The sequence below is a fragment of the Bacteroidota bacterium genome, from assembly GCA_037133915.1.
Classification (GTDB): domain Bacteria; phylum Bacteroidota; class Bacteroidia; order Bacteroidales; family CAIWKO01; genus JBAXND01.
This window is the reverse complement of sequence record JBAXND010000071.1, coordinates 1-15,346: the sequence shown is the minus strand read 5'-3', so window position 1 is coordinate 15,346 and position 15,346 is coordinate 1. Positions and strand designations below refer to the sequence as shown.

Annotated in this window: 12 protein-coding genes; 4 read left to right on the top strand and 8 right to left on the bottom strand. The window is 43.0% G+C overall.

What is annotated here, in order from left to right; translation table 11 throughout:
* Positions 1 to 27 precede the first annotated feature (27 nt).
* A complete protein-coding gene (locus WCM76_15705) occupies positions 28 to 3,243 on the top strand; it encodes a PAS domain-containing protein (protein ID MEI6767077.1) in 3,216 nt (1,071 codons plus the stop codon).
* A 32-nt stretch (positions 3,244 to 3,275) separates the two neighbouring features.
* On the opposite strand, the gene WCM76_15700 is transcribed toward WCM76_15705, so the two are convergent.
* Positions 3,276 to 4,511, bottom strand: coding sequence for a peptidase C1 (locus tag WCM76_15700; GenBank protein ID MEI6767076.1), 1,236 nt, complete (start codon positions 4,509 to 4,511; stop codon positions 3,276 to 3,278).
* Between the two features lie 251 nt (positions 4,512 to 4,762).
* Between WCM76_15700 and WCM76_15695 the strand changes: the two genes are divergently transcribed.
* Complete coding sequence (locus WCM76_15695) at positions 4,763 to 5,818, top strand: DUF2027 domain-containing protein (protein ID MEI6767075.1); 1,056 nt, start codon at positions 4,763 to 4,765, stop codon at positions 5,816 to 5,818.
* Position 5,819: 1 nt separating this feature from the next.
* Here WCM76_15695 and WCM76_15690 read toward each other — a convergent pair whose 3' ends face one another.
* The 7 genes from WCM76_15690 to WCM76_15660 all read right to left on the bottom strand — a co-directional run bounded on the left by WCM76_15690 (position 5,820) and on the right by WCM76_15660 (position 12,196).
* Complete coding sequence (locus WCM76_15690; protein MEI6767074.1) at positions 5,820 to 6,800, bottom strand: DUF2279 domain-containing protein; 981 nt, start codon at positions 6,798 to 6,800, stop codon at positions 5,820 to 5,822.
* The gene (locus WCM76_15685; protein MEI6767073.1) at positions 6,793 to 8,130 is read right to left on the bottom strand and encodes a phosphomannomutase/phosphoglucomutase; all 1,338 of its coding nucleotides are present in this window, start codon (positions 8,128 to 8,130) and stop codon (positions 6,793 to 6,795) included. The genes WCM76_15690 and WCM76_15685 overlap by 8 nt, the downstream gene beginning before the upstream one ends.
* A 30-nt stretch (positions 8,131 to 8,160) precedes the next feature.
* Positions 8,161 to 8,988: an alpha/beta hydrolase gene (locus tag WCM76_15680; GenBank protein MEI6767072.1), complete on the bottom strand. Its 828-nt coding sequence runs from the start codon at positions 8,986 to 8,988 to the stop codon at positions 8,161 to 8,163.
* A 63-nt stretch (positions 8,989 to 9,051) separates the two neighbouring features.
* Entirely contained in the window at positions 9,052 to 10,146 is a 1,095-nt protein-coding gene (mltG, locus tag WCM76_15675; protein MEI6767071.1) for an endolytic transglycosylase MltG, read from the bottom strand.
* A 3-nt stretch (positions 10,147 to 10,149) separates the two neighbouring features.
* Positions 10,150 to 10,674, bottom strand: a complete 525-nt coding sequence (locus tag WCM76_15670; GenBank protein ID MEI6767070.1) for a GNAT family N-acetyltransferase — start codon at positions 10,672 to 10,674, stop codon at positions 10,150 to 10,152.
* Between the two features lie 11 nt (positions 10,675 to 10,685).
* Positions 10,686 to 11,474, bottom strand: coding sequence for a diaminopimelate epimerase (gene dapF / locus WCM76_15665; GenBank protein ID MEI6767069.1), 789 nt, complete (start codon positions 11,472 to 11,474; stop codon positions 10,686 to 10,688).
* On the bottom strand, positions 11,471 to 12,196 hold the full coding sequence (locus WCM76_15660; protein ID MEI6767068.1) for a hypothetical protein: 726 nt from the start codon (positions 12,194 to 12,196) through the stop codon (positions 11,471 to 11,473). The genes dapF and WCM76_15660 overlap by 4 nt, the downstream gene beginning before the upstream one ends.
* 253 nt (positions 12,197 to 12,449) lie before the next feature.
* Between WCM76_15660 and WCM76_15655 the strand changes: the two genes are divergently transcribed.
* Together WCM76_15655 and WCM76_15650 are read left to right on the top strand one after the other, a co-directional pair.
* Complete coding sequence (locus WCM76_15655; protein ID MEI6767067.1) at positions 12,450 to 13,901, top strand: trypsin-like peptidase domain-containing protein; 1,452 nt, start codon at positions 12,450 to 12,452, stop codon at positions 13,899 to 13,901.
* 273 nt (positions 13,902 to 14,174) lie between these two features.
* Entirely contained in the window at positions 14,175 to 15,041 is an 867-nt protein-coding gene (locus WCM76_15650; GenBank protein MEI6767066.1) for an RNA polymerase sigma factor RpoD/SigA, read from the top strand.
* The last annotated feature ends 305 nt before the right edge of the window (positions 15,042 to 15,346 follow it).

Genomic DNA, 15,346 nt, shown 5'->3' with positions numbered 1-15,346 from the left:
TTGGTGGACCAGTTTGCCGCGGAATGAGTGGACTACTATGTGCGGAATATCCATAATGATATCTGTTCCTTTACTTCGGCCTTGCTTGACCTTGAAGGAAACATACTTATTGCGACTTCATGGCAGGAAATATGCACTAATTTTCACAGAGCCCATCCTTTATCTCAGCAGGAGTGTCTTAAAAGCGACTTATATATCAGCAATCACCTGAATGAAGCAAATCCTTCAGTAACCTACCGCTGTCCGCTCGGCATGCTCGATACTGCCTTCCCTGTAATTATTGATGGCGTTCATTATGCAAATTTTTACATTGGTCAGATTTTTCTTGAAGCTCCTGATCTCGATTTTTTCAGAGCTCAGGCAAAAGAATACGGTTTTGATGAGCAAGCGTACCTGGAAGCTGTTAAGCAGGTACCGATTTGGTCTCAGGATAAACTGGACGTATACCTTGCATTCATAAGGGAATTCACGGAGATGATTGCGGAAGTCGGTCATAAGAATCTTAAAGAAATTGAAGCCCGCAAAATAATTGAAGACAAAGACATCAAGCTTCAGCAGGTATATACCACACTGGAAGCCTCCGAGGCCAAATATAAAATTGTTGCGGATAATACCTATGATTGGGAATTCTGGCTGAATCCTGATGGTCAGTTCGAATACTCCTCTCCTTCCTGCGAGAGAATATCGGGGCACTCTGCTCAGGCTTTTATTAAAAATGCAGGGATTTTGCTGGAGCTCATTCATCCTGACGATCGTGAAAAATATAAGCAAAGCCTTTCAAAAGAAAATCCAGGTGGCGAAGAAAACCGGATTGAAGTCCGGATAATAAAACCCGGCGGCGAATATTGCTGGATTGAACAAATCATCACACAGATTATTGACAGTAATGGCAAATATTTTGGTATACGTGGCCGCATACGCGATATTACCGCACGAAAAAAAGATCAGGACGACCTTGTCAACGCAGAAAGGCAGTACAGAACGCTGACTGAAACGATGAAAGACGTGGTATGGATAATGGATCCGGAAACGCTGAAATTCATTTATATCAGCCCTTCATTTAGAAAACATGAGAGTTATAAGGACATCGAGACTATGACTGCCAGTCTTGATAATATGGTTCCTCCGCTCATGAAGGAACCCATGATTAAAAAAATACGTCAGCAAAAATCAGAATTTCTCCAGGGAAAATATGGTTCTGACCACTATTTTACTGAAGAATTAGAATTGATTCTGCTTGATGGCAGCTCAATGTGGGCAGAGATTATTTCAAATTTCTATGTTTCCCAGTCAACCGGAAATCTTGAGATCAGAGGAACAACCAGAGATATCACGCCTCGAAAAATAGCTGAAATTCAATTACGCAAAAGCGAACAATTTATTGAAGGTATCCTGAATGCGACACCGAACCTTATCTATATCTACGACCTGATAAATCATTGCAATGTTTACGCAAACAGAGAAGTGCTGGATTTTCTGGGTTATGACGAAAAAGAAATCATGGAAATGGGTTCAGAGCTTTTCAATAATATTCTTCATCCTGAAGATATGGCAAGGGTGGCTCTGCATCATGAATCAATGAAGTCGTCACCTGACCGATTTGTAAAAGATATTGAGTACAGAATGAAACATCACGATGGCCGATGGCGGTGGCTGCGCAGCCGCGATACGGTATTCAGCCGCGATGAAAAAGGAGAAGCAACTACAATTTTAGGGAGCACACTCGATATCACGGAATACAGAAATACCATAGATGCACTGCGAGAATCGGAAGAGAAATTTGCAGCATTGTTCAGGCTCGGGCCGGTATTCATTTCACTTACATCTGCCGAAGACGGAACGTACATTGACGTGAATGAGACCTTTCTGCGTGAAAGCGGATTTACGCGCGATGAAGTAATAGGCCACACTGCTACTGAAATAAATATCTATGCCTGCCCTGACGACAGGGCGCGTATTCACAAATTACTGAACGAACAGGAGTCTCTTTCCGGAACAGAATGCAATTTCAAAGCAAAGGATGGGAAGCTACTGCCATGCCTGCTTTCGAAATGCATCGTTATAATCAACGATGCTCCCTGTAACCTGACTATGGCCATTGATATCAGCGACCGAAAAAAAACTGAGGAGTTGTTATACCTGAATAATGAACGTTATTCTCTCGCTGTTAAGGCAGGAAGCATGGGCGTATGGGAATGGGATATTCAAAGGGATCAGCTCATATGGGACGACCATATGTACCGGCTGTATGGACAGGATGACAAGAGCATCAGTACGTTTGAAACATGGGCGATGCGCCTGCACCCCGATGACCTGAATAGAGCAAGGGAGGAATCGCGCCTTGCAATTGAAGGTGAAAAAGAATATGACACTGAATTTCGTGTGGTATTACCCGACGGGAACATAAGGCACATCAAGTCATTCGCCCGCATTCTAAGAGACAGGGACGGAAAGCCGACAAGAATGATTGGAGTAAATCATGACATTTCTGATTACAGGAACATTGAAGCCCAGATTCTGAAAATGAATGAAGAACTGGAGCACCGTGTGAACCAGCGCACAGCACAATTGCAGGTTTCGAATCAGGAGCTGGAAGCATTCAGCTATTCTGTTTCACATGACCTGCGTGGTCCGCTCCGCTCTATCGACGGATTCTCGGCGCTTCTGCTGGATGAGTATTCGGGTGTTATCAATGAAGAAGGACAGCAATATCTTGACACTATTCGCGCCAATGCACAGAAAATGGCACATCTGATTGACGACCTGCTTAACTTCTCTCACCTGAGTCGCAGCGATATGGAACACGCAAAGATTGATATGACAAATCTTGCCACCAACGTATTCAATGAAATTATTGCTATAGATTCAAATACGCGTATAAAATTCGCTATCACGCCCCTTCCTGCAGCCACAGGCGACCAGAAAATGATCAGGCAGGTATGGATAAACCTGCTGTCGAATGCCGTTAAATTCACAAGTAAAAAAGCGAATCCGGTAATAAGCGTCGGCTCAACAGAAATAAAAGGCATTACAACGTATTTTGTAATGGATAATGGCGTCGGATTCGACATGCAGTATATAGACAAATTATTCGGAGTTTTTCAGCGGCTGCATCATGCTGCCGATTTTCCGGGAACAGGTGTGGGTCTGGCAATTGTTCACCGAATCATACATAAACATGGTGGGAAAGTCTGGGCTCAGAGTATTCCCGGCGAAGGAGCAACCTTCTATTTTCAGCTTTAATTCGGGCAAATTATTGATATCGGCAGGCTGCGCTATTTAATAATTTTATCAAGAATAATTTTTGCTCCTGTTTTATACACGAGAATATTCATCATTTTCAATCGAACGTAATCTTCGCTGATAAAGCGATAGCCTTTGAACTTGCCGTCAAAAGCCCCTGCCCCGCTGTCTTTGAGCAGGAACCAGTACTTTTGATTTCTTTTAAGAAACCCAACAACATGCATGCAATGGTCATCCGTTGTGGTTTTATTGTAAAGCCGCATCTGCCGGGCATTTTCATCAATATATTCCGATGGAATGTCAAATGTCGGAATAACCGCACTCTGGGAAGCCCTGTCATAGCCGGGTTCCGACACATCGCCGCAAAGGCAGGCTGAATAATTGTTTTCAAGAGAGTTGACTAATACCGCAATAAAATCGTCAATTTTGAGGTTGTAATAATCTCTGGAATGATACCAGTTATCAGCCTCTACGAGCTCAGCTTTCTGATTGTACTTCGCGTCCATCGTTGACATGAAACTAAAATAATCATCGGCGTTTATTTTTAATTCCTCGGTAACAAAAGTTTTCGGCGAGTACGTTTTTCCGTCAAAATCAAAGCTTGCAGGAGGTTCGCCCATGTGGTAATTCAGTATGGTTTTAATATTCGCCACAACAACTTCTTCATTCCACGAATTACTTTTCTTAACCGATTCAAGGTATGCCGACATTTCTTCAACCATCTTCCCGTGATCATGAACCGTTTGCCCGGGCAACATTCCGGAATATGCCGATGCGGGCATCATTCCATGCCATTTCATCATCCGGCAAACATCATTCGATTCAGAACCTTCGGCAAAATAAGTGGCACCCCGCTCACGCACAAAGGTCCGTGCACGCTCCACGTATTGATTGTATACAACAAACATTTCAGACAACTTAATCATTTTACCGGTAGTACGCAGCACTTCCGATTCAAGCATGGACACAGCGCCAAAACACCAGCAAGTGCCTGTTGAACCCTGAGAAACAGCTTTCGAATGCTTAATGATTTTATATAAGGCGGTATCGTTCGGAAGATCAAATCCGGAAATATCAAGCGCAAAATAGGTTGAAGTCTGCGGTTTGGCATCCCGTGAGTTTTCAAAATCGTTGATGCCTTTTAAAATAGAATTCTGATAATATCCCGGTTGGTATTCTTTGAAAACTGCTTTATCACCGGGTTTTACCTGAGCGGACAACGCAACGCTCATTATAAACATCAGAGCGTAAAGAAATATTTTTTTCATAAGAGAACCGATTAAATAACTGCCCGAAGATACAAAATCACAGCGAACAGAATTCAAAGCGCGTGCATATACAGAATTGAATTTCGCATTAATAATTCAAGCGCAAAAATTCATGTCCAAAAAAGCATAAAAAACGGACATGAGCCAAAAGAGCCGCCTCACGAGCCTTTGAAGACGGCACATCAGGATGCCTGCACGAGTTTAACACGAAGTTCCCTTCATTTTACCTAATTTTGCAGAAAATACAGCATATGAAATTCGAGCTTGGAGATAAAGTAAAATTCCTGAATGAAAAAGGCGGTGGCGTGATAAGCCGCATCATCAGCAGCAATATGGTAGGTGTTACCATCGAGAATGGTTTTGAACTGCCGGTAATGGCAAGCGAGCTGATACCCGCAGAAACAGGCGGTTCCGCCGAAAAAATGTTCAATAAAAATTATGATATTGAAGTTGACATTTCTTCTGAAAATCAAACGCTGACCAACGATCAGCGCATCATCGAACTCCCCGCCTTTGCTTCACGCGAAGCAAAAGAAGGTATTTATCTGGCTTTTGTACCTCAGGATCAAAAGTGGCTGATAACGGGCAGTCTGGATATTTATCTGGTGAACAATACGCCTTTTGAAGCACTCTACAACATATATATTCGGAAGAACAACGGATACCTGGGCGCCGATTACGGCAATGTTCCTCCCCTGTCGCGCATTCTGCTTGAAACTGCCAACAGAGAACATCTGGACCAGTGGGCCGAAGGAACGCTGCAGTGCATGTTTCACCGCGAACATTGCGCCGAAATAATGCAGCCGCTTCATCGCGATTACAAAGTAAAACAAATGAAATTCCTGAAGGAAGACAATTACACCGACAGCCCGTTAATCGGTCAAAAAGCACTGGTGTTAATGATTTCGGAGATATCATCCGCTCAGCAGGGTGTTGACGATACTATGTTCCGAATCGCGAAACCGGTTGGTAAGCCCGAAAAAGAAAAGCCTCTGATTGCACAATTTATGATAGACGAAGATACAGCCGAAGTGGATCTTCACCTGCACAAACTTACCGCCGACGAAGCCTCGCTTTCCAATTCTCAGAAAATAGAAATCCAGATTCATCATTTCAGCCGCTGCCTTGAAAGTGCTATCAGCAGCGGAGTTTCAAAGGTCATCTTTATTCATGGCGTAGGTGCAGGCATCCTGAAAGTTGAATTGCATAAGATTTTGCGTGCTTATGATAACGTGGAGTTTTATGATGGTTCTATTGCGAAATATGGAGTTGGCGCAACGGAGATAGTAATCCACCAGCACAGATAACCTAGTAGTATAGCCAATGCCCTTTAAAGCCTGACCGGCAGTTGTATTCCAGCGCCGGGAAAGGCACTTTAATAAAGTTTACGGTATTGAGTACCTTTTTCAGAAAAACGCATTTAACCGGAATTTTGCTCAAATCAACATCCATCGAAAAATAGAACTGGCGATATCTGTCAAAGTGGGGTATTGCTTTCCCGTCCTCCGCAAACAACGGGTTGGAATATCCGCCAGTCATGCCTTCAGCACCATAACCAACAGAAAAACAAAGCCATTTCGGGAATTTAGATTTCGCACCCATGAAAGTGCCGGGCGAGGCCGATATCCAAATGCTGTGGCCGTTATAATCCTTCATCAGGCGTTCGGCGCTCGTTGCTCCCAGTAGTTGCGGACGATAAGCTGCATACGCTGTGTTGTGATAAGAATATTTAATCAAAAAACGCTGTTCCTTCCAGGCAAGTTGCTGACTAATAAATGCTGCTGAACCAAAAGCATTCGCAGCGAAATCGCCCCAGGAAAATCCCCATTCTGCCGAATGCCCGTCCAAAATCTCCACATTTGCCAGAAATGCGAAACCAAGCAGCCCACCGTACCATACGCATTTATTCTCTTTAAGACCGGTCCATTTAAGCAGTTCATAACCCACTTTGCCGCCGTAATAGGCAACGAAAATATGGCCGGATTTATCCATCTGCATCCATTCATTATTATCATTAAAAAAATGAAAGTTACTGCGTGCAAACCCTTTATACCAGAACTGATATTCTCCGACAACCGAACCCGCATAAAGTGCACCTTCCGAGGCGGCAACAAGCGCAAGGCGATTTTTATTCAGCGGTAAACGCACACTGTCCTGTGCATTCATATGGCTTGAAATAAGCAGCAGCAGGAATAAAAAAAGGTGATGGCAGTACCTGCCTGTCACCTTTACTGTTTCATACAGCCGGAAATAATGCTCGTTTGCCAGTGCCGGACCGTTTTTATTCAAAACGGCTTATAATTTTTCGTGCCGCGGCAATCTTTTCTTCAAGCAATTCCTGTGAAGTGGCTTCAGCTAGAAAACGCAGGAAAGGCTCTGTGTTCGACATACGGATATTGAACCACCAGTCTTTGAAATCAATACGGTACCCGTCGAAATCATAGAAGGCTTCAGGTGTTTCTTCTGCGCTGAAAAACTCACGCATGGCTTCCATGGCTTCGCGTTTACGCTCAAGGCGGAAATTAATTTCACCCGAATTTGAATACGATGAAATGCGATTTATAAGTTCGGAAACGGTTACACCATCCTTTTTCATTTTAGCTACAACATCCAAAACCAGCAGACAAGCCAGCAGGCCGGAATCGGAATAATAAAAATCACGGAAGTAATAATGGCCCGCAAATTCACCACCAAAAATTCCGTTAATCTCCCGAAGTTTTGGTGAAGCATACGCTCTGCCAACACGCCACATATGCATCGTTGAACCGAATTTCTCAATGTATTCGCCTACCGCTTTCGAAGTACGGATATCCTGCAACACATTTCCTTTTTCCTTCTCCAGATAATAATGTGCCAGAACGCCGATAATCAGGTCAGGACTGATAAACACACCTTTTTCATCAATAAACATCACACGGTCGGCATCACCGTCGAAAACAATTCCGAGGTCGCTTTTGTTCTCCAGAACATGCTTTTTCAGATCAGCCACATTTTCTGGAACCAATGGGTTTGCTTCATGATTCGGGAAAGTGCCATCCAGGTCAAAAAACAGATACGACGGGCTTTCGCCGATAAGGTCCTTAATAAATAAGGATGCCATTCCGTTTGAGCAATCGATGCTTAATTTTAAACCGGAGATATCGGGAACATAAGCTTTCAGAAAATCAAGATATTCGTTTCGTTTATCGAAATCGATAATCTTTCCTTTTACGCTTTTAGGAACAACAGGATGCTCTTTGATGAGTTTTTCGAGTTTATCGAGGCCTGAGTCATAGCCCACCGGAAGCGCATTGGTTCTTGAAATTTTCAGACCGTTGTACTCTTTAGAATTGTGGGACGCGGTAATCATAACCGATGCGTCGAAGTTAAATTTTGCCGTTGCCCAATACACAAACGGAGTAGTTGACAGCCCGATGTAATAAACATCGGCACCGCCATCGTTGATGCCACGGGCGAGACTTTCATATACCTCCGGTGATGAAACACGCACATCACGGCCCACTAAAATTTTATTCGTTTTTAAAAGATCAGGCAGAAAAAAGCCAATACGATAAACGTCCTCTTTATTGAAATCGGTATTGTAAATACCACGAATGTCATACGCTTTGAAAGCACCCATGTTCCAGTGTTGTTTAGTTTTAACTCTAGTTTAATTAGCAAATTTTATAAAACTTTTTATCGCTTCAAAATATTTATTCTTGTCTTTTGTGAAGGTCTCGCCGGCATTTGCCCCTTTCACAATAAATACTTCCGAACGGTTTTTCTGAACCTTACTTAAGGCTTTAATATCATCAGGTGTATAAACATCATCCATATCGCCGGCAATAAACAGCACACCATAGAGGCTTGTACCCTTTGATTCCAGAGCATAATAAGGCTCCAGCATATATTTGTTGTAGCCAAGAGGCAAGAGCACATCGATGTTCCTTTTTTCTTTTATTTTCTTCTTGATATCTTCCAGTTTACCGTAAGGCGAATCGGCAACTACCTGAAATATTCCATCATGATTTGCGCCCACCGAAATGCTCAGGGCACCGCCAATGCCGCATCCGTAAAGGTCAACTGTTTTCATTTTTGAATGATACTTACGCACAAAATCAATGGCGCCATTCAAATCTTTTTCAAACTGAGCGTAGATATAAAAGTTATTGTTGATGGTAAAATCACTGCTTTCGCCGTATCCACGGTAATCATAGGTGAGCACATTAAAACCGAGCGAAACAAAATTCGAAGCAATCTCAATCATATCGGCCATATTGCCATCGCCGTTCCCGCTGATAATCATCATCTTGTTTGATGCCGTTGGCGCGCTGTATAACCAGCCTTTCAGTGTAAGTCCATCCTGAGTGTCGATGGAAACTTCTTCGTACGTCAAACCATAATCACCGGGTTTGGCGGCATATTTGCGCGACGGATTCAGCGCAAAGGCAATAACTGAAACTAACAGCATGCAAACAAAAACAACGGTCTTTCTCATATGTTCAATGTTTTCTAAATGAAGGCGCTAAAATAAATAAAATTGGAAAAACTTTCTTTGCCCTTATCGTTTTATTTTCGCCCGGTCGAGTGCGTCCCTGTATTTGCGGGCATTTTGCTCATGCTGAGCCGATGTTTTCGCAAAATTATGATATCCCGAAAAATCTTCTTTCGCGCAAAAAAAGATATAATCGTGCTTTTCAAAATCCAGAACTTTATCAATCACATAAGGCTCAGGCAGGCAGATTGGGCCCGGAGGCAAACCGGTATGAAGGTAAGTATTATAAGGCGATTCAAACTTGGTTTGAGCAGTAAGTACGCGCTTTATCGTAAAATCACCTATGGCAAAAATAACGGTAGGATCGGCCTGCAGCGGAATGCCTCGCTCGATGCGGTTCATGTAAACACCCGCCACCCGCGACATTTCGTCTTTTTTCTTGGTCTCCGAATAAACGATGGATGCTAAAATTACGGCCTGTTCCTTTGTAAGCCCGTCGGCTGCAGCTTTTTCAACACGCGATTTATTCCAGAATTTAGAATATTCACGGTACATCCGGCTGAAAAATGCCGTATCAGTTGTATTCCAGTAAAACTCATACGTATTGGGTAAAAAGATGCACATCACATTTTCCGTGTCCAGCCCGTATTTTTTCAGAAAATCGGCATCATTCAATAATTTCCGAACCCCTTCGGGATCAGCCTCAAGTTGGGTGTTCAGCTTTGCAATAAACTGGTCTTTCGTTCTGACGTTATTGAATGTAAGTTTAATCGGTTCCTGTTTCCCGGAACGCAGCAGGTTAATGAGGGCATTGTTCGTCATACCGTTGCGAAGCAGGTAGCGTCCGGCTTTCACGGTTTGGGTATATCCTTTTTTCTCTGCCAGCCATTCAAACGAATTGCTGTCAATGATATATTTTTCTTTGTACAGGATAGTTTTCACCTTCGTGAAATCAGCATTGCTGGGGATGTACAAATACTTAGTAACCGAACCGTGAAGGTCAACATTTACATTGTAGACCAGCCTGTAATAGCGGTATCCGATAATACCCGCGCCTGCCAACAGCACCACAAATAATGCTAAAGCCCCGGTTAGAATGGCTTTTTTATTCCTTTTCCAATTTCCGGAACCTGACTTTTTCTTTTTCTTCTCACCACCCATAAGTCAATCTTTTATCAGTTGCAGCGTTAATTCATTCTTCCAAAGTTCACCGCGTGCAATCCAGCTCTGTCGCGTTCCCGTAATTACAAATCCGCATTTTTTAAAGAGTTGCAGGCTGACGTCATTGTCCTCATCAATGGTACAATACACCTGATGAAGACCCAGCACTTCGAAACAATAATCGAGCAGAAGTGTTATTGCCTCTGTTGCATACCCTTGTTTGCGCTGTGATTCCATAATCCAAATACCTATTGCAGCCCGCCTGTTCCTGGCGCTGAAATCAAAAAGGTCAATGATTCCTGTTCGTTCGCCCGGTTTACCCGATGTTAATTCAATGATGAGCCTGATCTGCTTTTCAGTATAGATGTCGTGATACGACTTGAGAACAAATTCCTCAATGGCTTCCCGTGTATAAGGAACATCGTTGTCGCCGTCTTTGCCTGCTTCCGGAGTATTCTCTACTTCAAGAATAAAGGCAGTATCTTCAGCTGTTGCCGTTCTCAGAATTATATGCTCGCCCCGAATCATCTTGTGTTAAATTAAATGCTAATGCTACCTGTAAACGACAATGCCGCCGGACCTTCCAGAAAAATATCCGTAAATGCACTCTCATTTTTTTTGAAATGAATTCGCAAATTGCCACCCCTGGTTTTAATATCTACCGGTCCCTGCTCTAACCCGAGCAACAGGGCAAACGACAAGGCAGAGGCTGTTACACCGGTACCACACGACATCGTCTCGGCTTCAACTCCCCGTTCGTATGTTCGAACAATCAGCTCGTTTCCCATATTCGCGGCAAAATTCACATTCACGCCCGATTTCTCAAAACGCTTGCTGTATCTTATTTTTCGTCCTTCCTTCTCTGCGTCAACAGCATTCACATCTTCAACAAACTTTACATAGTGTGGCGAACCTGTATCCATCAAAACATACCCTTTACGGCGATGGTATTCTTTAACATCGCGCATTCCAAGCATCACATCAGCACCATGTGAACTATAGCTGAGTATTTCTGCGTCGTGCGCACCATCGTAGGCAATGAACCGCATTTTCTTTTCCGCGAAACCAAGCATATGAGCCATAGCAGCAGCACATCGGCCGCCATTGCCACACATGCTGCCTTCAAATCCGTCGGCATTATACAGCACCATTCTGAAATCGTAACCCGACTCCTTATTAAGCAGTATTACGCCGTCGGCACCAATGCCGAATTGCCTGCTGCACAGGCGTGCGATTGTTTTGCTGTCAGGAACAAAGGTGCGCAGTCGGTTATCGAACACGACAAAATCATTGCCTGTACCGTGGTATTTATAAAACGTATATGTCATAGTGAATTTAGCCTGCGAATAAATGATGCGTCCTTCAGACTAACGAAAGATTTGAATGAATCAGTATTTTCCAGATGAAAAAATTCATTTTTGTATTTCAGAAAAATTTCGCCATCGATAGATTTCAGGGAAGCTTCATTATACTCAAGAATGCCGAATAATACAATTTTGTTCTCATCCATTTTATACCCTTTGTAATTGATGGGCGATTTCCAGAATTCAACCCGCGTAACATCCGTTTCTTTTTTGGCAGATGGGTCGTCAACAAGCAGCGAATCGAGATTTTCGCTACTTCCGGATTTCTTTTCAAATCCGTCAATTTTAATGGTCCGTGCAAAAAGCATCTGGTCTTTCATCACCACAACATCCTCGCCATTGGCCGTGTTTTCAAAACGTCGGTTGTAAGTTGCAATAAGCACAGAATCGGGAAATTCTCCTTTAAAAAGTTTCAGAAATTCTTCAACGGAATGAATCGTAGTATCCGACATCCGCGGGTCGGCAGAAATTTTACGTTCAATGTTTTTATTATTCTCAGCCTCGGCACTCAGCAATTCGGGATTGCCCGACGGTGCGTCAATACTGCTCTCTTTCTCATTTTTATTATGGGAAAATAATATCGAATCTATTTTATCAAACTGCCACCAAAGCAGAGCTATCCCCACACAAAACCCTAGCATCAATCCGATTAGCAGGTACCCGACTTTATTTGATTTCTGGCTCATTAGTACGTTTGTAATTCACTTAATCCAATCAAAGTATTTTTTTTGAATGTTATCTTCTTCTGACAATTTGACATTCAGCAATTACTTCAGCACAAAATTACATAAATTGATTGTTGTTCCTGATTTATTGATTAACATTTTTTAACAAGTTGTTGATAATATTGTCAGCCACCTGTCGTTTTTGCATAAAAATTTGTCATTTTTTTCAAAAGGAATAAAAATTGATGAGCGCAAAATTCTAAAAAAAACCGTTATGAGAAAAATTATCAGCACATTCGTTATTGCCGCACTGGGCGGCGCATTTACGCTTGGAGCGTACAAAATTGTTGAACGGAAATTTAGTGATCGCGACACCTATTTCCGCAATCAGGCACCTGTTGAATTTGCCAGTTATACCGGTAAAGGCCTTGCCGGCGAAAACCCTGATTTCAGAGCAGCAGCCGCGAAAACTGTACATGCCGTGGTTCATATCAAAACCACCTACGAGCAAAAAAACAGTTACTATGACCAGTTCTTTGGGTACGACCCGTTTTTTAATTTTTTCAGGAATCCTTACGGGAACGGACCCATTGTTGCCGCAGGTTCGGGCGTAATTGTTTCTGAAAACGGCTATATTATTACAAACAATCATGTGGTTCAGGATGCAAGCACCATCGAGGTCACACTGAACGACAAGCGTACATACGAAGCCAAACTGGTGGGCGCCGATCCGAATACCGACCTGGCGCTTATTAAGATAGAAGAAAGCAATCTTCCGTACATTATATATGGCAACTCCGACGAAACTCAGGTGGGCGACTGGGTACTGGCAGTTGGCAATCCTTTCAATCTTACTTCAACCGTTACAGCCGGCATTGTGAGCGCCAAAGCAAGAGATATTGATATTCTCGGGACCAAAGGAGCCGTTGAGTCGTTTATTCAAACCGATGCCGTGGTGAACCCCGGCAACAGCGGCGGTGCACTTGTGAATACAAACGGAGAACTCGTAGGTATCAACGCTGCCATAGCAACGAATACCGGCTCTTACACCGGATATTCTTTTGCCATTCCAAGCAACCTTGTCCGTAAAATAGTAGCCGATTTGGTTGAATTTGGTCAGGTTCAACAGGCATTCCTCGGAGTTTCATTTGTGGATATGGACAGTAAATTCGCCAAAGAAAAAGGATTCAGTGAGATTAAAGGTGTGTATGTGCAAACGGTTAACGGCGGGAGCGCGGCTGACGATGCAGGAATTAAAGCGGGCGATCTTATTCTTAAAATGGGTGATATCACCGTCAATTCCGAATCGGAATTCAAAGAAATTCTGGCACGCCACCGTCCGGGCGACAAAGTACCCATCACCATACTCAGAGATAATAAGGAAGAGGTAAAGGATGTAACGCTCGAAGGGCAGGACGGAACCACCGCGGTAAGTAAAAAAGATCCCGGAACCATCATCAATTCGCTCGGAGCAACCTTCGAAAATATGAGCAAAGAAGACCTGCGTGAACTGAATATCAACTACGGAGTGCGCATTGCGAAACTTGACAAAGGAAAGCTCTGGAGCGCCGGTGTTAAAGAGGGATTTATCATCACCCAGATTGACAATACCGACGTAAAAACCATCGATGATATCACAAAATACCTCGGTGGGAAAAAGGGAGGCATTATGATTCAGGGCATTTATCCCAATGGAATGATGGCCTACTATGCATTTGGTTTATAAATGCACATGATAAAAATGAGTATTTACGCATCATCCATGTTTGATGCGTAAATACTGTTTAATATTTATCCGTAACAATTTTATGACCTGAAAAATTGCGTATATACTACCTGCACATAAGAGGATTATCCTGTTATCTAAGCCCTTAGACGGTTGATAATTATTATTGCCTTATTTTTTGCAGAACCGATAATTTGTTGTACATTTGTATCCACTTAAGAATCAAAGTTAACTACTTGATTATTTGACACTTACCTATTTAAGACCGAAAAAATGAGGCAACTTAAGATAACAAAATCCATAACCAACAGGGAAACAGCATCGCTTGACAAATACCTGCAGGAAATTGGAAGGGAAGAATTGATTTCGGCTGAAGAAGAAGTACAGCTGGCGCAGCGTATTAAAGCCGGCGACCAATCGGCACTCGAGAAACTCACCAGGGCAAACCTGCGTTTCGTGGTTTCTGTTGCCAAGCAATACCAGAATCAGGGGCTGAGCCTGCCCGACCTTATCAACGAAGGAAATCTTGGTTTGATTAAAGCAGCCAAGAGATTTGACGAAACACGCGGATTCAAATTTATTTCGTACGCCGTGTGGTGGATTCGTCAGTCAATATTACAGGCACTGGCCGAGCAATCGCGTATAGTGCGTCTTCCGCTGAATCAGGTAGGTTCTCTCAACCGCATATCAAAAGAACTTTCACGTCTGGAACAAAAATTTGAGCGTCCTCCCCTGCCCGATGAATTGGCCGAATCACTAGAGCTGCCGCAGGAGAAGATCAATGCCGTGATGAAAATTTCAACAAGGCACGTATCAATGGACGCACCCCTGGCTCAGGACGAAGACACCAAATTTATTGATGTGTTCATGAGCGACGACGGCGTTACCACTGACGGCGGACTGATGTTCGAATCACTCTCAAAAGAAATTCAACGTTCGCTTTCCACCCTCACCGAGAAAGAGCGCGACGTCATCAACCTGTACTTTGGCCTGGGTATGAACCATGGCCTTACCCTCGAAGAAATTGCTGCAAAGTTTGACCTGACCCGCGAACGCGTTCGTCAGATAAAAGAAAAAGCAATTCGTCGTCTCAAACATACGTCCCGAAGCAAACTGCTTAAAGCATACCTCGGACAATAATATTCTCCCAGTCAGAATGTAATAAGAACCTCCTTCACAAAGGGAGGTTTTTTACTTATTGGATTTATCAATATACATAATTAATTTCCTTATGGAACGTTGTTCACAAATTCAAGTGAAAGCGTCCCCATTAACTGTATTCAACTCACTTATTTTTAATACATTAAGATGCATTTTCAATGCAACAGCTTCTTAACATTTGTTAATAAAAATTCTTCAATTTTTGAGGATTAATTCATACTTTTGTATATTAATTCACTGTTGTCCGGTAAAAGTTTGAAAGAAGCCGAAGCATAAGCCCGGCT

Bases quoted from the DNA above. Each gene is read 5' to 3' on its own strand.
- WCM76_15700 (MEI6767076.1), bottom strand. From the start codon at position 4,511: ATGAAAAAAATATTTCTTTACGCTCTGATGTTTATAATGAGCGTTGCG.
- WCM76_15695 (MEI6767075.1), top strand. From the start codon at position 4,763: ATGAAATTCGAGCTTGGAGATAAAGTAAAATTCCTGAATGAAAAAGGC.
- WCM76_15685 (MEI6767073.1), bottom strand. From the start codon at position 8,130: ATGGGTGCTTTCAAAGCGTATGACATTCGTGGTATTTACAATACCGAT.
- WCM76_15680 (MEI6767072.1), bottom strand. From the start codon at position 8,988: ATGAGAAAGACCGTTGTTTTTGTTTGCATGCTGTTAGTTTCAGTTATT.
- mltG (MEI6767071.1), bottom strand. From the start codon at position 10,146: ATGGGTGGTGAGAAGAAAAAGAAAAAGTCAGGTTCCGGAAATTGGAAA.
- WCM76_15670 (MEI6767070.1), bottom strand. From the start codon at position 10,674: ATGATTCGGGGCGAGCATATAATTCTGAGAACGGCAACAGCTGAAGAT.
- dapF (MEI6767069.1), bottom strand. From the start codon at position 11,474: ATGACATATACGTTTTATAAATACCACGGTACAGGCAATGATTTTGTC.
- WCM76_15660 (MEI6767068.1), bottom strand. From the start codon at position 12,196: ATGAGCCAGAAATCAAATAAAGTCGGGTACCTGCTAATCGGATTGATG.
- WCM76_15655 (MEI6767067.1), top strand. From the start codon at position 12,450: ATGAGAAAAATTATCAGCACATTCGTTATTGCCGCACTGGGCGGCGCA.
- WCM76_15650 (MEI6767066.1), top strand. From the start codon at position 14,175: ATGAGGCAACTTAAGATAACAAAATCCATAACCAACAGGGAAACAGCA.